At 49.5% G+C, this 20,631-nt stretch carries 14 protein-coding genes; 2 read left to right on the forward strand and 12 right to left on the reverse strand.

What is annotated here, in order from left to right; genetic code table 11:
• Positions 1-64 precede the first annotated feature (64 nt).
• From ACN5NT_RS17310 to ACN5NT_RS17320, 3 genes are read right to left on the reverse strand one after another with little or no spacing between them, the layout of a single operon-like run.
• Complete coding sequence (locus tag ACN5NT_RS17310) at positions 65-634, reverse strand: RNA polymerase sigma factor (RefSeq protein ID WP_419176264.1); 570 nt, start codon at positions 632-634, stop codon at positions 65-67.
• Positions 634-1,086, reverse strand: a complete 453-nt coding sequence (locus ACN5NT_RS17315; RefSeq protein ID WP_419176265.1) for a hypothetical protein — start codon at positions 1,084-1,086, stop codon at positions 634-636. Before ACN5NT_RS17315 ends, ACN5NT_RS17310 begins: the two co-directional genes overlap by 1 nt.
• Positions 1,083-1,397 (reverse strand): hypothetical protein, encoded by a 315-nt coding sequence (locus ACN5NT_RS17320; protein WP_419176266.1) that lies wholly within the window; start codon positions 1,395-1,397, stop codon positions 1,083-1,085. The genes ACN5NT_RS17315 and ACN5NT_RS17320 overlap by 4 nt, the downstream gene beginning before the upstream one ends.
• Positions 1,398-1,943: 546 nt before the next feature.
• Here ACN5NT_RS17320 and ppk2 point away from each other — a divergent pair.
• Positions 1,944-2,729 (forward strand): polyphosphate kinase 2, encoded by a 786-nt coding sequence (gene ppk2 / locus ACN5NT_RS17325; protein ID WP_136798343.1) that lies wholly within the window; start codon positions 1,944-1,946, stop codon positions 2,727-2,729.
• Between the two features lie 99 nt (positions 2,730-2,828).
• Here the strand turns inward: ppk2 and ACN5NT_RS17330 are convergent, their stop codons facing one another.
• The 4 genes from ACN5NT_RS17330 to ACN5NT_RS17345 all read right to left on the reverse strand — a co-directional run bounded on the left by ACN5NT_RS17330 (position 2,829) and on the right by ACN5NT_RS17345 (position 7,787).
• On the reverse strand, positions 2,829-3,893 hold the full coding sequence (locus ACN5NT_RS17330) for a BMP family ABC transporter substrate-binding protein (RefSeq protein WP_419176267.1): 1,065 nt from the start codon (positions 3,891-3,893) through the stop codon (positions 2,829-2,831).
• A 354-nt stretch (positions 3,894-4,247) separates the two neighbouring features.
• A complete protein-coding gene (locus tag ACN5NT_RS17335; protein WP_419176268.1) occupies positions 4,248-5,168 on the reverse strand; it encodes an ABC transporter permease in 921 nt (306 codons plus the stop codon).
• Complete coding sequence (locus ACN5NT_RS17340) at positions 5,168-6,250, reverse strand: ABC transporter permease (protein ID WP_217907601.1); 1,083 nt, start codon at positions 6,248-6,250, stop codon at positions 5,168-5,170. Before ACN5NT_RS17340 ends, ACN5NT_RS17335 begins: the two co-directional genes overlap by 1 nt.
• The gene (locus ACN5NT_RS17345; protein WP_419176269.1) at positions 6,240-7,787 is read right to left on the reverse strand and encodes an ABC transporter ATP-binding protein; all 1,548 of its coding nucleotides are present in this window, start codon (positions 7,785-7,787) and stop codon (positions 6,240-6,242) included. The genes ACN5NT_RS17340 and ACN5NT_RS17345 overlap by 11 nt, the downstream gene beginning before the upstream one ends.
• Positions 7,788-8,148: 361 nt before the next feature.
• Between ACN5NT_RS17345 and ACN5NT_RS17350 the strand changes: the two genes are divergently transcribed.
• Positions 8,149-9,879: a sigma 54-interacting transcriptional regulator gene (locus ACN5NT_RS17350; RefSeq protein ID WP_419176270.1), complete on the forward strand. Its 1,731-nt coding sequence runs from the start codon at positions 8,149-8,151 to the stop codon at positions 9,877-9,879.
• 213 nt (positions 9,880-10,092) lie between these two features.
• Here ACN5NT_RS17350 and ACN5NT_RS17355 read toward each other — a convergent pair whose 3' ends face one another.
• The 5 genes from ACN5NT_RS17355 to ACN5NT_RS17375 all read right to left on the reverse strand — a co-directional run bounded on the left by ACN5NT_RS17355 (position 10,093) and on the right by ACN5NT_RS17375 (position 20,289).
• The gene (locus ACN5NT_RS17355) at positions 10,093-12,186 is read right to left on the reverse strand and encodes a PAS domain-containing hybrid sensor histidine kinase/response regulator (RefSeq protein WP_419176271.1); all 2,094 of its coding nucleotides are present in this window, start codon (positions 12,184-12,186) and stop codon (positions 10,093-10,095) included.
• A gap of 711 nt (positions 12,187-12,897) precedes the next feature.
• Entirely contained in the window at positions 12,898-16,173 is a 3,276-nt protein-coding gene (gene icmF, locus ACN5NT_RS17360) for a fused isobutyryl-CoA mutase/GTPase IcmF (RefSeq protein WP_419176272.1), read from the reverse strand.
• 99 nt (positions 16,174-16,272) lie between these two features.
• The gene (locus ACN5NT_RS17365) at positions 16,273-16,926 is read right to left on the reverse strand and encodes a TetR/AcrR family transcriptional regulator (RefSeq protein ID WP_419176273.1); all 654 of its coding nucleotides are present in this window, start codon (positions 16,924-16,926) and stop codon (positions 16,273-16,275) included.
• Between the two features lie 227 nt (positions 16,927-17,153).
• Positions 17,154-18,299: an acyl-CoA dehydrogenase gene (locus tag ACN5NT_RS17370; protein WP_419176274.1), complete on the reverse strand. Its 1,146-nt coding sequence runs from the start codon at positions 18,297-18,299 to the stop codon at positions 17,154-17,156.
• Positions 18,300-18,522: 223 nt separating this feature from the next.
• Positions 18,523-20,289 carry an acyl-CoA synthetase gene (locus ACN5NT_RS17375; RefSeq protein WP_419176275.1) on the reverse strand — a complete coding sequence of 589 codons (1,767 nt, stop codon included), beginning with the start codon at positions 20,287-20,289 and terminating at the stop codon, positions 18,523-18,525.
• Positions 20,290-20,631: the final 342 nt, after the last annotated feature.

The raw sequence follows: 20,631 nt of genomic DNA on the forward strand, positions 1-20,631 counted from the left end.
ACTATTTTAAGAGAATCAAAATAACCTTATGCTTTTAATGATACATGGTAAGTCGTTTCTTCCTTCAACGTCCTGCCATTTTTTGTTCGAGAATTTTGCGGGCACGGTAAACTCTTGTTTCAACAGCTTTCTGACTTATGCCAAGAATCTCGCCGCATGTTGCCTGACTTTTTTCCTCAAGGGTGTAGAGGATAAGAGCCGCTTTCAGTTTGTGAGGTAGTCTGGCTATCTCCTCATGCAGTTTGTCAATCTCAACTTCAGTGTCATAACTCTCCTCAATCCGGGCATCATGCACCATTTCGGTTTTGGCCTTTGTTCCATCGCTTTGGTCAGACAAAGAAAAAAATTTTCGAAGCGTCTGTTTTCGCCCAAAGTCGCGGCAGAGATTGAGGGCTATCTGATACAGCCATGTTGAAAATTTGTATTCCGGGTTATATTTGTCCGCCCTGGTGTAAACACGAAAGAATGTTTCCTGCACCAGATCGTAGGCAACATCTTCATCGTGAACATAACGAAGCACGAAAAAAAAGAGTGGCTCCTGATACCGTTTCATGATGATATCAAGGGCAATATTTTCGCCTGCTACGAGTCTTTGAACCAGGATTGCGTCGTTATCTGCTTGACCGTTCAACATTAATTCTGGCGGAGTCTCATTACTGCATTGTTTTTGAGAAGTGCAGCCTGATTCTGGTCGAGTACCTTTTCAATCGTAGCGAGGTGCGTCAGGGAAAGTGTTTGTAGCTCTCCCATGGCAGCATGTATTTCAGAGACCAGAGGTTGTATTTTATCGCTTTCGTACCCCTCATGTTCGATCACGTCCGCGAGTTGCAAATTCGCCTGGTGCATCCTGTTGGTGAATTGGTTTCTTTTGTTTTGATACCTTTGCTGTATTTCAGTGAGCTCGGTTTTCTGCTCATCAGAGACTTTCAGTACATTTGTATAGAATGAGTCCAGCTCCTGAGGTTCAGCCGGTCTGCATGCAACTTTCAGGGCGTTATCGAGAGCGGTTTTCTGGCCAACCCACAGGCCGATTGAAATACCGCAAAAGAAAAAAACAGCCAGGGAAACCAAAAATTTCCATTTCATGGTGTAAACTCCCAGGTCTGAACTGACGCAAGATTGAGTGAGGGGGCGGACTGATATGAAAAATACCTCAGGTCAAAGATATCAGACTGATACTGGTTGGCTTGAAGCAACACCTGCGATAAGGCGACAAAGGCGAGCAGACTCAGACCGAGGGTGGCGACTTTAAAACCTAGTGGTATCACAAAACCGGTCTTGTCCTCTTTCCTGGCCGAGCGCACTCTCTCCCAGACATCGCCTGATAAATTTTCCAGCCGCCTGTAATCAGGGTGCTTTCGAAGAGAACTGTCTATTTTTCGCCTTATGTTATCCATATCAACCTCCTGGTTCGTTAATAATAATTATACGAAGACAGTACTTCGACCCCTCAAAACATTTTCGATTACCTTCAGAAAATATTTTGAGGGAGCAGGAGTTGGTATTTGATTCGGCTGTAATGTGTCGTGGTTCTGCTTTTGCTAAACGCTCGTGCACCATTTTCTCCATGCTGTCGTAGCTTTCTGATTCCTACCGGCTCTCGAACCGGAGTATATGAAAAGTAACTTTTTTTGTTTTTCAATGAGCTGTCAAATTTCGTTCGAATAATCAGCCTGATGTCAAAATATTCATATTGATTTTCAGTGAAATCAGAATCTTTATCAAGCCCAGAGTACGTTCTTTTCTCTTATAACGGGCAAGGTGAAAGTGGGAATAGGCCTGAAAGGCTGATAATAAAAGTGAGCCAGAGGCATAAAAGAGATGATTCCCTGATATATTGATAGAGAATAGGGGCTACCTAATCACATTGATAGGGAGGTGGTGAGTATCAGGAAGATGTTTCAGCATGATACGTGGTTCTCAAACTATAAAGGGAGGATTTCATGGCCAGGGATAAACTCTCCACCGAGGAATATGAAAAGGCACTGGAGAAGCTTCAGGTTGAGCTGTGTCTGTTGCAGCGTTATGTAAAAGAGCAGGGCCTCAGGGTGGTTGTGGTCTTTGAGGGGAGGGACGCTGCAGGCAAGGGGGGAGTCATAAAAAGAATAACGGAGCGGGTCAGTCCCCGGATTTTCAGGGTGATTGCCTTGCCTGCTCCCAATGAACGTGAAAAAACACAGTTGTATATGCAACGCTACATCAAGCACATGCCGGCGGCGGGGGAAGTGATTCTCTTTGACCGCTCGTGGTATAACCGTGCCGGGGTGGAAAAGGTGATGGGCTTTTGCAGCGAGTGGGAATATGAAAATTTTCTGGCGAACACTCCTCAATTTGAAAAGTATCTCACAACTGTCGGTATCGTGCTCATTAAATATTTTTTCGATGTCACCATGGAGGAACAGGAGAGACGGTTCAGGAAGCGGTTGACCGATCCCAGACGGCAATGGAAACTCTCGCCGATGGATGTGGAGTCATATCAGAGGTGGTGGGACTATACCGCAGCCTATAATCGAATGATCCAGGAGACGGATAGTGAACATGCTCCCTGGTACAGGGTGCGGGCAGATGACAAGAAAAAAGCCAGGTTGAACTGCATAACTCACCTACTCAGTATGATTCCTTACGAGCATCTGGAATTTGAGGCGCCCGACCTTGGCAAGCGCAAAAAACGGGTGAAAGGGATGCCGAAGAAAATCAACTTCAGGCATACAGTTAAAGAGTTGTATTAGTCTCATTGTGAGGAGTGAGGAGTGAGGAGTGAGGGAAATATAAACGGCACATTGGAAGTTTATCCAATGTGCCGTCTGAGGTAAATCAGCTTTGCTGTATTACTTGGGGATGGAGCCTTCAACACCCTCAACATACCAGCTCAGGCCGAGAAGTTCCTTGTCGGAGAGCACCTCGCCCTCTTTGACAACGATCTCGCCTTTCTGATTCTTGATTGGTCCCTGGAACGGGTGGAAGGAGCCGTCGATGATGGACTGCTTGATCTCTTCAGCCATCTTGCGAACATCTTCAGGAACCGCATCTCCGAAAGGAGCCATTTTTACCATACCGGTGCTCAGGCCGTCCCAGGTGTCCTCAGACTTCCAGGTGCCGTCCATAACCGCCTTGGTTCTCTCGATGTAGTATGGGTCCCAGTTGTCGACGATGGCGGTGAGCTGGGCTTTCGGTGCGAACTTGATCATGTCGGAAGCCTGACCGAAACCGTATACGCCACGCTGCTCAGCAACCTGCAGTGGGGCAGGGGAGTCGGTGTGCTGGGAGATAATGTCACAGCCCTGATCGATAAGAGTCTTGGCCGCGTCACTCTCTTTGCCCGGATCGAACCAGGAGTTTACCCAGACAACTTTCACTGTCGCTTCAGGATTTACCTTGCGAAGAGCGATGGTAAAGGCATCGATACCGCGGATAACCTCGGGGATAGGAAATGAGCCGATGTAGCCAACTACGTTGGATTTGGTCATTTTGCCGGCCATTGCACCGATGATGGCGCGTCCCTCGTAGAAGCGGGCGGAGTAGGTGGTGACGTTATCCGCACGTTTGTAACCGGTGGAGTGCTCGAACTTCACATTGGGGAACTGCTTTGCCACTTTAACGGTCGGGTTCATGTAACCGAACGAGGTGGTGAAGATCAGGTCGTGACCGGAGCTAGCCAGCTGGCGGATAACGCGCTCAGCATCCGCACCTTCGGAGACGCTCTCAACGTAAGAGGTCTTCACGCCGAGTTCTTTTTCAACCGCAAGACGTCCCTGGTTATGCTGGTAGCTCCAACCGTGGTCACCGATCGGGCCTACGTACACAAAACCAACCTTAGTCTCTTTAGCTGCCGCGCTGCCAGCAAATGCCAGCCCTGCGGCAAGCATTAATGCTACTGCTGCTCTTTTCAACATCTCGCTCTCCTCTTGTGAAATCAACTGGTGAAATTTTAAATTGTAAACAACCTCTCACGAACTGGAAGCATCAACTCTATTCGCTTCAACCCGCCATCCTGTTTACAAAGCATACACAATCTGAATACAAACATTTGAAATATAATAAAGTTACAGTTTTTGTCACGCTTGAAACGAGCATGACTCAATGATAACGGTATTACGCGGGGAATCATAGACTGGAGATGCCGCGAAGGGTGAAGACTCGGCAACGGTCTTCTCACCTGTCAGCTTTCGATGGCAGGTGAGAAGAGAAAAGAAAAGCGCTCCATCGACGATGGCGTAACAACGTCGATGGAGCGAAAGGAAAATGATTTATTTGCTCGGATGAAATGAGCGGCCGAGGCTTGCCGGGGCATTGATGCGTATCTTGGAAAGATCCCTGGAGATTATTACCAGCACGACGATGGTTGCCAAGTACGGCAGCATCGACATCACCTGGGCCGGCACCGCAATGCCGTACGCCTGGGCGTGGAGCTGCAGGATGGAGATACCGCCGAAGAGGTATGCGCCAAACAGCACACGCCATGGACGCCAGCTGGCAAATACCACCAGTGCCAGGGCGATCCAGCCTCTGCCTGCGGTCATCTGCTCAACCCAGAGCGGCGAGTAGGCGAGGGAGAGATATGCTCCACCCAGGCCGGCCATGGCGCCACCGAAAAGAGTAGCCAGGAATCTGATCCGAATAACCGAATAGCCCATGGCATGAGCGGCATCGTGGGAGTCGCCCACCGCACGCAGAATGAGACCGGCTCTGGTCCGTGTTAAAAAGAGATGAACTAGGCCGACCATCAGCACACTGAGATAGACCATTATGTCATGGTTAAACAGCAGATCGCCAAGGAGCGGGATATCGGAGAGAAATGGGATCGAGACATCGGGAATACCCTGGTACGCCACACCGATCATTGACTGGCCAACCAGAGCACTCAGGCCGACACCAAAAATGGTTAATGCAAGGCCGGTTGGCACCTGGCTTGCGTGAAAATAGAGGATCAAAACGCCAAACAGGGTGGCCATTACCATACCGGCCATGATGGCAGCCAGGATAGCGAAGGTGGCACTGCCGGTGACATGAACGGTGAGAAAGCCGATGATGGCACCCATGACCATCATCCCCTCGACACCAAGGTTCAGTACCCCGGATTTTTCTGTAACCATCTCGCCGATTGCGGCAAATAATAGTGGTGTTGCTGCTGTAATGATAGTGAGCAGCATGGGAATGTATGCTTCCATTATCTCTTCTCCCGAGCCAGAGCAGGCTTACCGAATTGAACGCGATAGTGAATGAGTACGTCACAGGCCAGCAGGAAAAACAGCAGCAAGCCTTGAAAGACGCCTGTAACAGCCACCGGCAGGTTGAGTTGGATTTGCGCCATTTCGCCACCCAGATAGGTGAGCGCCAGCAAGATACCCGCAAAAAGCGCTCCAACCGGATGCAGTCTGCCCACATAGGCGACAATGATGGCGGTAAAGCCATAACCGGGAGAAATGGACGGCAATAATTGACCGATAGGGCCGGAAACCTCTATGACACCAGCGAGTCCGGCCATGGCACCTCCGATCAGGAGGGTTATCCAGATAATTCGGGCACCGCTGAACCCGGCATGGGCGCTGGCCGCAGGTGCTGAACCGGCAACCTTGATCTGGTAACCGAGCAGAGTTCTGGAGATTATGACCCAACCCAGGCCGACAGCTATTAATGCCATCAGCGCGCCAACATGCAGTCGTGTTCCCTCGATGAGGATAGGCAGCATGGCGGAATCACCAAACAGTCTTGATTCAGGAAAGTTAAATCCATCCGGGTCCTTGAGCGGACCATGTACCATCAGGTTCAGGAACAGACCAGCCACGTAACTGAGCATCAGGCTGGTGAGGATTTCGTTGGCGTTAAAGCGTACCCGTAAAAAGGCCACGATTCCGGCCCAGGCCATACCACCGGCCATACCTGCAGCGAGCATCAGCGGCAGGATATAAAACCCTTGCTGATCATAAAAGTACAGGGCGACCACACCACCGCAGAGGCCGCCCATTGTCAGCTGGCCCTCGGCGCCGATATTCCACACTCCTGCTTTAAAACCCAAAGATAGCGCCACGCCGATGAGAACAAGAGGGGTTGCTTTCACCGCAAGCTCGGCCAGATTATAACTGGATGAGAGCGGCTCGACAAAATAGGAATGCAGGGCAGCGAGTGGAGAAACACCCATAATAATAAAAAGTATCACACCAGCCAGCAGTGAAAGCACAAAGGCAAGCACCGGTGAAAGGTAAACCATCGATTTTGAAATCTGCTGACGTTTGACCAGGCTAGGCAGCATTGTTCTCTCCTTTGTCAAGCGAGACACCTGCCATCAGGAGCCCGACCTTTTCGACGGTCATTTCGTCTGTAGGGTAAAATCTGGACAGTCGGCCGCCGCAGATAGCGCCGATTCTGTCTGAGATATCCATCAATTCATCAAGATCCTGGGATATTATGAGCATTGCCGCTCCCTTGTTGGCAAGCTCGCGCAGAGCGTCGCGGATGGTCTGGGCAGCACCGGCATCAACACCCCAGGTCGGTTGGGAGATAATGAGAATGTCAGGGTTCTGGGTCAGCTCACGGCCAATTATGAACTTTTGCAGGTTGCCGCCGGAGAGACTCTCGGCCTGAACATTTGAGCCGGGGGTTTTGACGCTGAAATCGTCAATAACCCGGTTGGCGAATTTTTTAGTCCTGCCGTAATTGATCAGGCCCCGCATGAGCAGTTTCATCCGCTGAAAGCCTGTCATAAACGCATTGTCAACCAGGCTCATGTCCGGCACCGCACCATGGCCGAGACGCTTCTCAGGGACGCTGGCCAGACCTGCACGTCGCCTGGCGTTGGGATCAAGCCTGCCGGAGTGTTTTCCGTCAATAATGATGCATTCGTTATTTTTACAGCTCTCCTCGCCGTTGAGTGCCTTGAGCAACTCGTCCTGGCCATTACCGGCCACACCGGCAATGCCGACAATCTCACCTGCCCGGACGTCAAGATCTATATCAGTGAGAGAGACACCGGTTGATTCGGCTGCGGCCAGATTCAAGCCTTTCACCTGAAGGCGAATTTCACCAAAGTCAGTTGTGCGTTCTGCCTGGCTGGAGGTGAATTCTTCGCCCATCATCATGGTGGCCAGAGAAGAGGTGGATTCTTTTTCAACGTCCACAGTGGCAATATGTTTGCCCGTTCTCAGAATGGTGGCTTTCTGGCAGATTTCTTTTATCTCGTCAAGTTTGTGACTGATGTAAAGGATGGCAAGACCTTCGCCGGCAAGACGCTTCAAGGTGACAAAGAGCTTTTGCACCTCCTGAGGCGTAAGCACCGAGGTTGGCTCATCCATTACCAGCAGTTGCGGCTTCTGCAGGAGGCAACGAACAATCTCGATCCGTTGGCGCTCGCCAACTGAGAGTGTATAGACATGGCGATGGGGATCGAGGGGAAGGCCGTAACGATCAGAAACCTCTATGATTTCATTGGCGAGTGTCTCACGGTCAACCTCTTCATCCATGCCTAAAGAGATGTTTTCAACGACGGAGAGGGAGTCAAACAGGGAAAAGTGCTGAAATACCATGGCAATGCCAAGCTCACGCGCCTTGGCCGGTGAGTCTATTTCAACAGGTGTGCCCTTGTAATAGATGGTGCCGCTGTCTGGTTTGAGGATGCCATAGATCATCTTCACCAGGGTCGACTTGCCTGCGCCGTTTTCGCCAAGGAGGGCATGCACCTCGCCGGATTGAAGACACAGATCGACACAATCGTTGGCCAACACTCCCGGGAAGCTTTTGGTCATTCCCTGGAGTTCCAATAGAAAATTGGATTTATCAGAGTTACTCTTCATCAGTCTCGCGCTACTGCTTTAAGATTGCCAGGTTATCGCAGTGAACTCTGCGGATTACTGGAGCAAAACATAACATGTTAATAAAGGGAACATAGCGTATACCCTTTTTTTTAAAAATTTTCATCCAAAGGAATTCATGGGCACGATGATTTTAGGAGTCAAGCATTTACTGAGATATTCGACTTTGCTGAAAAGTTGTGCCAAAACTCGATTTACTGGGAGAACGCTTTTCACATTTGCTGCTAATCAGGATACAATTTAATAAGATTGTTTGTGGGAATGTAACATCGGTTGTGATTGTTTGTAGCCCAAGCCGTTTTGTTTGTTTTCCAGTAATCGCCTATGATATAACGCAAAAAAAATGGATCAGAAGAGTCTCTCCTGTTGCAGGAGGCCCACCCAGAAAACGCTTATCATAGATGATGAGGAAACATCCCGTTTTTCTCTCAACTACTTCCTCCTGGGAGAGGGGTTTGAGGTTACCCTGACTACCAGTTACGAAGAGGCGGAAATCTTTTTGTCGCGTACGGAGTACGACATAATATTCGTAGAAATTGCTATCGCTGGCAGCCTCGGTTTCGATTTCCTCAAGAAAGTACGCGAATCATATCCTGATACGCAGGTAATTGTTGTGACCGGTAGTCCGGATATCGATAAGGCTCTAAACTCGCTTCAGCTGGGAGTCATCGACTTCATTCTCAAACCGGTTCGTCTCAATGAACTTCTCAAAGCCTCCAGGCTTGCCCTGCGCCAGAAACATCTATCTGGTGAGAACGAATACTATAGATCAAATCTTGAAACAATTTTCAGAAGTGTCAGGGATGGTATTGTCACTGTCGATACGTCTATGAGGATCGTGCACCTCAACGAGGCCGCTATGGTGCTCTGTGGTTTGAGTGATGCGGTTGGCAGACCTATCAGCGAGCAGGCTGTTGATTGTGGGCGAGGATGTCTGGGAATCCTGCAAGATGTGTTTACCGGGAATGAGGCAAAGCAACATTGCTATATTGAATGCCAACGTACACATAAACACGATCAGATAGTCAACTTGAGTGTCTCGCCATTGTTTGACAACAGCAATGGGTTTTCCGGTTATGTAATGGTTATGCGGGATGAGACCAAACTGCACCAGAAGGAGAACCTGTCCGTGGATGAGCCTGAGCTTGCCAAGCTGATAGGTGAAAATTCCCAAATGATATTAGTTAAAAAACTCATAAGGACTCTTGGTGAGTTGCGGACAACGGTGTTAATCACTGGGGAAAGTGGCACGGGCAAGGAGCTGACGGTTGATGCGTTACACAGCTTCGGGAAATTGTCGGACGGGCCGCTCATAAAGGTGAATTGTGGCGCATTGTCGGATAATATTCTCGAGAGTGAACTATTTGGTCATGTCAAAGGCGCCTTTACCGGGGCGACCACTCAACGGGATGGGCGATTTCATTTTGCGGATGGCGGCACGATATTTTTAGACGAGATAGGTGATATTACGCCGAAGACGCAGCTGCAATTATTGCGGGTTATCGAGACAATGTGCTTTGAACGTGTCGGGAGTTCAACGACAGAAAAAGTGGAGGTACGGATCATTGCCGCGACCAACTCTGATCTTGCTTTAAAGGTTGCCAGGGGAGAGTTTCGCGAAGATCTTTATTACAGGCTGAAAGTCGTTCAAATTTCCCTTCCGCCCCTGAGAGAGCGTAAGGATGACCTACCTCTGTTGACACGTTATTTTATTCAACAGCTCAATTGTCAATATAACAAAAAAATCAGAGGCATGACAGAGAATGCACAGAACTTTTTTCAGAAGTATTCCTGGCCTGGAAATATACGTGAACTGAAGCACTGCCTGGAGCACGCGTACATTTTTTGCAAAACGGGCATGATAGCAACATCTGACCTGCCGATGGAAATACAAAGAGAGAGCGGCATGGATGATGAGGGTTTGAGCCAGATACCGATTCAGGACAACGAACTGGAAAGGTTGAAAAGAGCATTGAAAGAAACTGGTGGTAACAAGGCCAAAGCTTCAAGGATGCTCAATATGAGTCGTAGAACAATTTATCGAAAAATAGTCAAATACAATCTAACCAATTGATGGCTCTGCAACCTTGTCTTTGCACGCAGTTCACAATTTTCATATTGAACCACTGGAAAAGTCCCGGCTACTAACCACCCCCAACCCGCATATGTCTCGCGTTGAGACGGCCTGATCGCCAGGGAGACGTGAGGTTTATGATAACAAGTAGCTAAAGCTCAAAAGCGAGGCGGGATGGCTGGCCGTCTCAACTCGCCCGAAGGGTAAAGATTGTCATATCGTTTGCGTCGGTGTTGCATCAAGGAGGGTGCGAACTGTATTGGCAAGCTGGCGCTGGCTGATGGGTTTTGGGATCAGACTCTTGAAGCCGATTTCTTTAACCTGCTTTTCGGAAATAAAAGAGCTGTATCCTGTACAAAGTATCACCGGGATGTCTCTTCTGATCTGCAGAATATACTCTAATAATTCCATACCGGTAATGTGGGGCATGGTCTGGTCTGTGATGATGAGGTCAAATTTATCAGGATTTGCACGAAAATATTCAAGAGCCAGTTCGCTATCTGAAAAGATGGTGACCTGGTAGCCAAGTTTGCCTAAAAAGGCCTGATAAAGTCGAGCTATAACCTTGTCATCATCCACTGCTAAAATATGCTCATCACCCCTTGGAGAGGGACCAGCAGTGTCTCGTATCTTTATATCAGTTTCCTTGCCGATTATAGGAAAATAGACATGGAAACCAGTCCCTTCTCCCGGGCTGCTTTCAAATTCTATATATCCTCCAAAATCGTTTACCAGTCCGTAAACCATTGCCAATCCCATGCCATTTCCTTTGTCTGTGGACCTGGTTGTGAAGTAGGGTTCGTAGATGCGGCTTACTATTTTCTCTTCAATGCCAATGCCGGTGTCGGTGATCGTAAGGAGTACATAATTCTTTGGGGCACTATCCGCCGTGCCATTTTCACATGGGGAATGTGCAACTCTCTGCAAGTTAACCGAGAGCTGACCGTGGGCGCTGGTCATGGCGTGAACTGCGTTGCTACAGAGGTCCATAGTGATCTGATAAAGACCCATCTGAGTTGCCAGGATATGGCCGCAGTCATCGTCAATCTTTTCAATTACCCGGATAGTAGAAGGCAGTGATGCGCGAATAAGCTGCAAGACTTCATGTATAACAGGTGCTATCTGTATGGGTTCTCTCTTTTCCTGCTTCTTTTTACTGAAGGTAAGTATCTGTTGAACGAGTGTTTTGGCATGCTTCGCAGCAAGAATGACGTGGTCTAAATCTTCTTTCGCTTCATTTCCTTCTGGTATCTTGCGCTGTGCAATTTCAGAGAAACCAAGAACCGAAGTGAGAATATTGTTGAAATCATGAGCAATTCCTCCAGCCAATGTGCCTATGGCTTCCATCTTCTGGTGTTGGAGATATTCTTCATCCAGCTTGAGCTGTTGGGTAATATCCCGGACTATGTGAACTGCCAGGTTACGATCGTCGCCGTTATTAATAAGTGGCGAGCAGGTTACGTGGAATGACTTGCCTGTTTGGTGATTTTTGATCACAGAAGTGAATGTTTTCTGTTTGTCTATTGCTTTAATTGACGGGCACGAGGGGCAGACCTCTGATGATCCGCAAAATATCTCATAACAGTGTTTGCCCTGCAGGTCTTCAATCTCTAAATTGAAAGTGTCGCACATTGATTTGCTGGCCCGGATAATGTTCATTTCCCTATCATGGATAGTGATCATGTCATGCATTGAATCGATGGCGTGTTCCAATTCCCTGTTTTTCCGGGTGAGGACATGTTCAAGGGCCTTACGGGCAGAAATGTCGGTCAGGGTTATTCTGAATTGCCTGTCATCATCGGAGTGGTTGAACTCGGTGCCGGACAATAAAACATGAATCGTACTTTTTTCGTCGCTGAGGATTTGGAGTTCGCAATTCTGTTTGAGGTGGGTCTGAATAATATCCTTACGAAAACGGTAATATACTGGAAGATCGTCACGGACAATGAAGGAAGAAAAAGACTTGTTGAGGAGTCGGAGCCTGTCTCTGCCAAACATTTCTGCTGCAGCAATGTTTATTTGTGTTATCAAGCCATTATTGTCTATGGTTAGGTAGCCGACGGGAGCGAAATCGTAAAGATCGCAACAGATTTGATTGGCTCGCTCTAATTCACTCTGTGCTTGGAGTAAATCCTCATTTTGGATTTCAAGTTCTGCCTGATACGTAGAAAGTTCATGTACCAGTTTCTGCATTTCACTGGTGACGGATGAGGGTAGGGTCTGACCGGGTTGTTTGCGTAACCATCTTTCTGCTCTTTTGCGCAAAGCCGAAAATTTATCGTTTCTGTCGAGAGGTTTGTTTGCCATTTTGGTCTTCCCTTTGTGGGTGGGGCAGTGCCTTACAGCGGTGAGATTTGAAACATGCTGACACTGGTGTCAAAAGCTTCAACAGTTTTTAAGGCCGGATCTTTAAGGACTACTGCTGCATAGTGCTGCAGTTCTCAGACAGAATATGGAGCTGGGATAATGAGATGGTGATTGATGACGTTAGGTGATTGTCAACTGTGATGTAAAAAACGTGTTATCAAGCAATAAAGCCAAATTGCCCGGAACGTCGTGCATGGGTATGGCGGCCTCAGGCAAACCCGGTATATTCTGTCCCAGTCCCTTAGTCTGTTTGCTGTTCTATAACAATTTCTTGCCCCTAATGTTGTGAAAGTGTTACGGATAAGTCAATCATATTAGAATGTTGCAAAATAACTTTGTCTATTGTCCAGGCAGTATTTGCCAGGTTGTGCTGTTTGGAATCGATAAACGTATTGTATTGCAAAGCGCTATTTGAGCGTATAAAACCTCATGCTGATTACATAGTAAATCTGTGCAACATATGTGGCAATATTTATCAGGGTGGCAATCAGCCCGCATCCATTGGTTGCAAGGCCAATGGATGCTGAGGTCAGGCCGAATATAGTGCGATTATTCCTGCAACGGGGGGATGTTATGGGGGGGCAGATAACAAATGCCGGTTTGTAAAAAGACAAACCGGCATTTGTAAATGACACCCTGAAGGTTCCAGGGTTACATGTTTCTTCTGTATTGCCCTCCTGCTTCGTAGAGAGCAGTGGTAATTTGGCCGAGGCTGCAGTAACGAACAGTTTCGATGAGCTGTTCAAAGATGTTACCGCCGCCTAACGCGACCGCTTTTAATTTTTCCAGCTGTTCCTGGCTTTGCGTGGAATTTCTTTCATGGAAGTCCGCCAGCCGGCGCAACTGGTCCTGTTTGATATCATCCGATGCGCGGGAAAGTTCCAGTGTGGCGTTTTCTTCATCGAAGTTGGCATCTGGGTTCCTGAAGGCATTCACGCCGATAATCGGATACTCGCCTGAATGCTTGAGATGCTCATAATACAGAGACTCTTCCTGGATTTTGCTCCGTTGGTAGCCGGTCTCCATGGCACCAAGCACGCCGCCCCGATCACTGATGCGTTCAAACTCGCTGAGAACCGCTTCTTCCACCAGATCGGTCAACTCATCGACCACAAAACTGCCTTGCAGCGGGTTCTCATTTTTGGCAAGGCCCCATTCGCGGTTGATGATCAACTGGATCGCCAGGGCTCTGCGAACAGATTCCTGACTTGGGGTGGTGATCGCCTCATCGTAGGCGTTGGTGTGCAGGCTGTTGCAGTTGTCATAGATCGCACAGAGTGCCTGCAGGGAGGTGCGGATATCGTTGAACTGGATCTCCTGGCAGTGCAGGGAACGGCCTGACGTCTGGATGTGATACTTCAGTTTTTGCGATCGCTCGGAAGCACCATATTTTTCGCGCATGGTTACCGCCCAGATTCGACGGGCCACCCTGCCGATAACCGTGTATTCCGGGTCCATGCCGTTGGAAAAAAAGAATGACAGGTTGGGGGCGATGCTGTCGATGTCCATACCTCTGGCCAGATAGTACTCTACATAGGTAAAACCGTTGGAGAGTGTCAGCGCCAACTGGGTGATGGGATTGGCTCCGGCTTCGGCGATATGGTAGCCCGAGACGGAGACTGAGTAGAAATTGCGGACCCTGTTTTCGATAAAGAACTCCTGAATGTCACCCATCATCTTCAGGGCAAACTCTATGGAAAAAATGCAGGTGTTCTGGCCCTGGTCCTCTTTTAAAATGTCTGCCTGAACAGTACCACGGACATTGGCAAGTACATCCTTTCTGATCTGCGCTTCGGTCTCGGCATCAGGTTTTCTGCCATTCTCCTGCTGGTATCTGTCAAGCTGCTGGTCCATGGCTGTGTTCATGAACATGGCCAGGATAATCGGTGCGGGTCCGTTTATGGTCATGGAGACCGAAGTGGTCGGTGAGCAGAGCTCGAAACCGTCATAAAGCAGCTTGACGTCATCAAGGGTACAGATTGAAACGCCTGAGGTACCGATCTTGCCATAGATATCGGGTCTGCTGTGCGGGTCCCAGCCATACAGGGTCACCGAGTCGAAGGCGGTGGAGAGACGCTTGGCTTCATAGTTGGCGGAGAGCAGTTTGAATCGCTTGTTGGTTTCACCGGGACCTCCTTCACCGGCAAACATCCTGGTCGGGTCTTCTTCGGTACGTTTGAGCGGGAAGACTCCTCCGGTAAAAGGGAAGAAACCGGGCAGATTCTCTTTTCTCAGCCAGCGGTAAGTATCGCCCGGATCACTGAACCAGGGCAGGGCGATCTTAGGGATTTTTGAATGGGAGAGAGACGTGGTGTAGAGTGGCACCCTGATCTCCTTGCCGCGGATTACATAAACCAGCTCATCACCGGAATACGCTTTACGGCGGTCTTCCCAGGTTTCCAGAGCCTCTTCGGTCTCCTTGGCAACATGGAGCCGCAGCGCTTCTTCTTGTTCCTGCAATGCGTTCAATGCCTCTGGTACGCAGGTACCTGCATCTTCAAGCATACTGATTGATTGGTTGAGGTGCCAGGCGTTACGAACAGCCAGGGACTGGGTTTCAGTATACTGATGATAGCCGCGAACGGTATCGGCAATTTCCGCGAGGTAACGGATGCGGTTGGCAGGGATTACTATGGTTTTTGAACTCGGGGTCTTCTTGTCCGGCTTTGGTAAGCCTGGAGTGAGCTGCAGGCTGGTTTTGGCTGCCAACCCTTCGATGATGCCATGATAAAGTGCCGTTACCCCATCATCATTGAATTTCGAGGCGATGGTACCGTACACCGGAAAATCCTCAGTGTCTGTTTCCCAGGCCTTGCGATTGCGTTTCACCTGTTTGCGTACGTCTCGAATGGCGTCGTCGCTGCCTTTTTTCTCAAATTTATTGATGACGATAATATCGGCGTAATCCAGCATGTCGATTTTTTCGAGCTGCGAGGGGGCGCCATACTCGCTGGTCATCACATACACCGAGAGATCAGAGAGGTCAGTAATTTTTGAATCACCCTGGCCGATGCCGGCTGTCTCGGCGATAATCAGGTCAAAGCCTGCGGCTTTGGCGACCTTTATCGCATCGGGGAGTGACGCGGAGACTTCGTTGGCAGAATCGCGGGTAGCCAGGCTGCGCATATAGACCCGTGAAGAGCCGGAGATGGAATTCATGCGAATCCTGTCACCGAGCAGGGCACCGCCGGTTTTCCGCCGGGACGGATCACAGCAGATAATGGCAATATTGATATCTGGTATATCGTTTAAGAATCTGAGCAGTAACTCATCGGTGAGAGAAGATTTTCCTGCTCCACCGGTACCGGTAATGCCAATCACCGGCGGCGTGTTTTTGGCGGCCATCGGCTCGATCATGGCCAGCAGTTCAGCCAGATTACCGCTGCTCTCTGTCCTCGCCTGCTGGGCCGCAGTGATAAATCTGGCGACTTCTCTTTTATCAGAACAGTTCAGTTGATCGGGATTGAGCTCCTTGAGGCTGGTGGTGGCAAAGTCCATACGGGAGATCATGTCATTGATCATGCCCTGCAGGCCCATGGTCGCACCATCTTCAGGGGAATAGATCCTGGTGACGCCATATTCTTCGAGCTCTTTGATTTCGTCGGCGACGATTACTCCGCCACCACCGCCAAACACCTTGATATGTGATGCCCCCCGTTCTTTCAGGAGGTCGATCATATATTTAAACGCCTCCATGTGTCCGCCCTGATAGCTGGACATGGCAATACCATTGGCATCTTCTTCGATGGCGGTGTCTACAAGTTCCTGCACGGAGCGGTTATGAGCCAGGTGGATGACCTCAACCCCGGAGTCCTGCAGGATTCTCCGCATGATATTGGTTGAGGCGTCGTGACCGTCAAAGAGTGAAGTGGCCGTTATGACCCTGACAGCGTGATTGGGAGAATAGATTTCTACATTCGCGTTCATGGTGTTTCCTCATGTTTCAGGTGAAATCGCGCACGACGATTTCCAGACACTTTCACGCGAAGCGTAGCAGCCAGGAGGATACAGCAGAAGGCGCCGGGGCTAAACATGCTCCTTCTTACTGTCCAGGAAGTTCATGATAAAATCAGTCTGCTGCGCGATGTAGCTCTCAATGGTGAAGTGTTTGGCAAAGTACCATCTTCTAAAAGTCCATGAGTGGCCAAGAATGGAGATGTTATGGCCCATCAGGTTGATGGTGTCGTCGTCGAGCTCCGGCAAGGTGCCGGTGCTTCTGATCTGGTGCATTGCCTCGATAAAAAGGTCGGTGATGTTTATCTCTGCTTCGAGCACCTTTTTCTGCCATTTGGGCGACAGGAACTGGGTGACCTGATACATCAGCAGCACGTGGTCACTCATTTTGTCGCAGACCAGAAAATATTCCCGAATAACTTCTGCCAGAGCGTCTTTTCCTCTCAACGGTCTGGCCAGCGCCTCTTTGACGCCGTGTTCAACTTCGGAAAAAATTGCCATGCAGACCAGATACAGCACATCCTCCTTGGTGGAGATATAGTCATACATGGTACCTATTGAGAGACCGGTGGCTTTCGCCAGCAATCGGGTGGTGGTTTTGTGGTAGCCGTGTTCAATGAAGAGCGGTACAGCGGCGTCGACAATCTGACGGCGCCTCTCTTTCACCAGCTCCTGATTCTTGATCTGGGTAACTACCTCTTTTGCATCGCTATCTTTCGTTCTCATATGTTGTTTTTGCCTATCGTTGTTCGGTTACTTATTGATCTTGCAAAGGAAATACGATGGTAAACTATACAATATTAAGAAAGAACAAAAGAAAAACCTGATTTAACCGCCCCGTCCGCAGATCTCTCAAACAGTCTTAGTCAGCACCTCTTAAACGCTTACAGCCCGGTTTTCCATTTTTCTGTCTCGACAAAAGGCGTATCTCAAGAGAAATTCGGGCTGGTAGCTCAGCGGCAAAGATGAGTACCGATAACCAGCCTCTGGATTTCGCTGGTTCCTTCGTATATCTCGGTGATCTTGGCGTCCCTCATCATGCGTTCCACCGGGAACTCACGGGAATAACCATATCCGCCAAATATCTGCACAGCCTGGGTGGTCACCTTCATGGCAGCCTCGCTGGCAACGAGTTTGGCCATTGCCGCTTCCTGGCTGTACGACAGATTATTACTTGCCCGATAGGCGGCCTTGTATATCAGCAGCCGGGCGGCCTCAATCAGGCAGGCCATATCTGCCAGCTGGAACTGCACGCCCTGGAACCTGGCAATTGGAGTGTCGAACTGTTTGCGTTCTTTGGCGTAATCGACAGCAAGATCCAAAGCACCCTGGGCGATGCCCAGTGCCTGGGAACCAATACCGATACGTCCACCGTCCAGGGTCTTCATGGCGATCTTGAACCCTTCTCCGGCCTCTCCCAGGAGATTGGAGGCAGGGATCGCGCAATTTTCGAAAACCAGTTCCATGGTAGGGGATGAGCGGATTCCCATTTTCTTTTCTTTTTTTCCGAAAGTAAAACCGGGAGTGCCTTTTTCTACGATGAACGCGCTGATGCCATGATGTTTTTGCGCATTTTTATCAGTTCGAGCCAGCACCAGATATGTTTCCGCATCTCCACCGTTGGTAATAAAGACCTTGGTGCCGTTCAGTATATACTGGTCGCCTTCGAGGTTGGCTGTGGTTCTGGTACCTCCGGCATCCGATCCGGCAGAAGGTTCGGTAAGTCCGAAAGCGCCCATCTTGCTTCCTTCGGCGAGTGGAGTCAGAAATTTCTGTTTTTGCTCTTCGGTGCCGAACAGGTAGATGGGATTTGAGCCGAGTGAGATATGGGCCGAAAGGGTGACTCCGGTGGAGGCACAGACTCTCGAGAGTTCTTCAACGGCTAGGGCATAACTGAGATAATCGGCCCCGCCTCCGCCATACTCTTCCGGGAAAATTATGCCGGTAAGACCGAGTTCAGCAAGGCGGTCAAACATTAAAGCACGGTCGAACCGCTCTTCTTCATCGCGCTCGGCGGCGCTTGGGGCGACTTCGTTTTCGGCGAAGTCACGAACCATATCTTTAATCAACCGTTGTTCTTCTGATAATTCAAAATTCATATAGCCCGCTCCATATGCCTGACGATGGTATTATCGGTCGGAATAGCTGTAAAAGAGATGCATCCCACACCCGGAGGAGGAGTCGTCGACGTGTACGGCTGTTCCAGTGGGCGGTGGTAACAGGGGCCGAAGCGTGCTGCCAGCCGGGTGCAGAATGATCTCAAATGATGCAACTGCCAGTCTTAATAAAACCTTTTCATAGAAATCGAACGTCTATGCCTGATCAGTTTTTCTTAGAACTCAGCTCTGGAAAATCCCAATAGAAGAATTCTTTACGTTCACCAGCCTTGCCGGAATCGGGGCGATCAGTTTCCTGTTGCCTGAGTTCGATACGGCGGATCTTACCGCTTAAGGTCTTGGGCAGCTCAGGGACGAACTCGATGATTCTCGGAATCTTGAACTTGGCAAGAATCTGAATGGTGTGCTGGAAGAGCTCAAGCGCCAGTTCCCTGGAAGGTTCATATCCCTCTTTCAGGATGACGAATGCTTTGACCAGCTGATGCCGTTTGGGATCGGGAACACCTACTACGGCAGACTCGGCGACAGAATCGTGTTCGATAAGCGCACTCTCAACCTCGAATGGACCGATACGAAAATCGGAAGACTTGATAACGTCATCGCTGCGACCGACAAACCACCAGTAGCCGTCTTCGTCGATGGAAGCTCTATCACCGGTATAGTAATAATTGTCGATAAATACCGAGGCCATCTTTTCGGGGTTACCGATATATTCGGTAAAGAGGCCAACCGAGCGCCAGCGGTCGAGACGAACGACGATATGGCCGGGTTCATCGGTTTTGGTGACCTCGTTTCCTTCTTCATCGACCAGGGTGACATCGTACATGAATGATGGATAGCCGAACGATCCGCTACGCATTTTACCTGTCATCCATGGAGGATTGCCGATCATAGCGGTGGATTCTGTCTGGCCGTAGAAATCGCGAATCTCGGTGCCGGTAAGACCCTTCCACTTGGAGATCACCTCCGGGTTCAATGGTTCGCCCGCACCGATTGATTGACGCAGCGCCGAAAAATCGAATTTAGAGACATCGAGATTAATGAACAGTCGCCATGCCGTTGGTGGAGCGCAAAAAGTGGAAACCTTGTGTTTGGCGATGGTGGCGAGGTACTTGTCGCCATCCAGGGCGGCAAAGTTAAAACCGGTGGCGGTGGCGCCGACATTGAGCGGTGCGAAAAAGCTCGACCATGCCCATTTAGCCCAGCCTGGTGCGCTCAGGTTGTGATGCACATCGTCAGGGCGGATACCGATCATCACCGAGGTGGAAAGATGGCCGATGGGGTAGGAGGCCGCCGTATGACCAACCCGCTTGGGAAGCCCGGTGGTGCCGGAGGTGAAGAAACAGAACAACAGGTCGTTGGAGGCTGTGGCTGCGGCTTTTGCCTCTGTGGGTTCATCGTTGAGCTGTTTGAAATTTGTCCAGCCGTCTTTCTCACCGAGTACCAGCTTGATTTTTGGCGTTACACCGGTCAGTTTCAGCGCTTCATCCATGATGTCGGTGTAAATTTCATCTGCCAGTATACAGTCGGGCTTATACGTCTCAAATCTGAATTGCAGCTCACGGACAGTCATGGTAGTGGCGGTGGGAACAGCTATAACACCGCCCTTGACACAAGCATAGCTGGCGAACCAGGTCTCCGGCACGATGGGTGCCATCAGGTACATATTATCGCCTTTGTCGACCCCGGCTTTATGAAGCCCGTTCAGGCACTGGTTGCCTCGCTCAGCAAACTCTTTATACGTGAACTGTTTACTGTCACCGGTATGAATATCTGCCCAGATCAGGGCCAGATGGTCGGGGCGTTCCTGGACATGGAGCCCTTCAAAGATTTCTTCGGCCCAGTTAAAAGTTTCCGGGAGTTCCATTGCATTGAATTTTTTAAAAAAATCCTTTGCAACCGCCTCTTTTTGATCGTTGTCCTCCATCAGGTTGAGGTCCATAACCTCTTTGTACAGATTTTCCATACCCATAATGACTCCTTGCAGTTCAGGTTTTGAGGTGTACATCAGAGCAGGCCAAAGGCCCATGCCCACTAAAGAAACATCCACAACACTGCAAAAAACTTCACTCAGTACATCGAAAATCTAACGAGCGCTCGCTCGTCATTGTGGCCAGGGTTCAGATTGCATCTGGCAGATTACCTGCCTGTATCGCTGGAACAAAAAATCTCAATTCGCCGGATCAGGGCAGCCGTCCAATCTTTTACTCATATCTCCAGAGAGATGAAAGTTTGGCTCTTCGTTGAAAATGATTGACAAAAAGATGCCGGTGAGTAAACATCTTCAACAGGAGAGCGAGCGCTTGGTCGGTTT

This window comes from Desulfosediminicola sp., assembly GCF_048381775.1.
In the GTDB taxonomy this organism is placed as follows: domain Bacteria; phylum Desulfobacterota; class Desulfobulbia; order Desulfobulbales; family Desulfocapsaceae; genus Desulfopila; species Desulfopila ganghwensis.

Coding starts and splice junctions, on each gene's coding strand:
- ACN5NT_RS17310 (WP_419176264.1), bottom strand. CDS start 634: ATGTTGAACGGTCAAGCAGATAACGACGCAATCCTGGTTCAAAGACTC.
- ACN5NT_RS17315 (WP_419176265.1), bottom strand. CDS start 1,086: ATGAAATGGAAATTTTTGGTTTCCCTGGCTGTTTTTTTCTTTTGCGGT.
- ACN5NT_RS17320 (WP_419176266.1), bottom strand. CDS start 1,397: ATGGATAACATAAGGCGAAAAATAGACAGTTCTCTTCGAAAGCACCCT.
- ppk2 (WP_136798343.1), top strand. CDS start 1,944: ATGGCCAGGGATAAACTCTCCACCGAGGAATATGAAAAGGCACTGGAG.
- ACN5NT_RS17330 (WP_419176267.1), bottom strand. CDS start 3,893: ATGTTGAAAAGAGCAGCAGTAGCATTAATGCTTGCCGCAGGGCTGGCA.
- ACN5NT_RS17335 (WP_419176268.1), bottom strand. CDS start 5,168: ATGGAAGCATACATTCCCATGCTGCTCACTATCATTACAGCAGCAACA.
- ACN5NT_RS17340 (WP_217907601.1), bottom strand. CDS start 6,250: ATGCTGCCTAGCCTGGTCAAACGTCAGCAGATTTCAAAATCGATGGTT.
- ACN5NT_RS17345 (WP_419176269.1), bottom strand. CDS start 7,787: ATGAAGAGTAACTCTGATAAATCCAATTTTCTATTGGAACTCCAGGGA.
- ACN5NT_RS17350 (WP_419176270.1), top strand. CDS start 8,149: ATGGATCAGAAGAGTCTCTCCTGTTGCAGGAGGCCCACCCAGAAAACG.
- ACN5NT_RS17355 (WP_419176271.1), bottom strand. CDS start 12,186: ATGGCAAACAAACCTCTCGACAGAAACGATAAATTTTCGGCTTTGCGC.
- icmF (WP_419176272.1), bottom strand. CDS start 16,173: ATGAACGCGAATGTAGAAATCTATTCTCCCAATCACGCTGTCAGGGTC.
- ACN5NT_RS17365 (WP_419176273.1), bottom strand. CDS start 16,926: ATGAGAACGAAAGATAGCGATGCAAAAGAGGTAGTTACCCAGATCAAG.
- ACN5NT_RS17370 (WP_419176274.1), bottom strand. CDS start 18,299: ATGAATTTTGAATTATCAGAAGAACAACGGTTGATTAAAGATATGGTT.
- ACN5NT_RS17375 (WP_419176275.1), bottom strand. CDS start 20,289: ATGGGTATGGAAAATCTGTACAAAGAGGTTATGGACCTCAACCTGATG.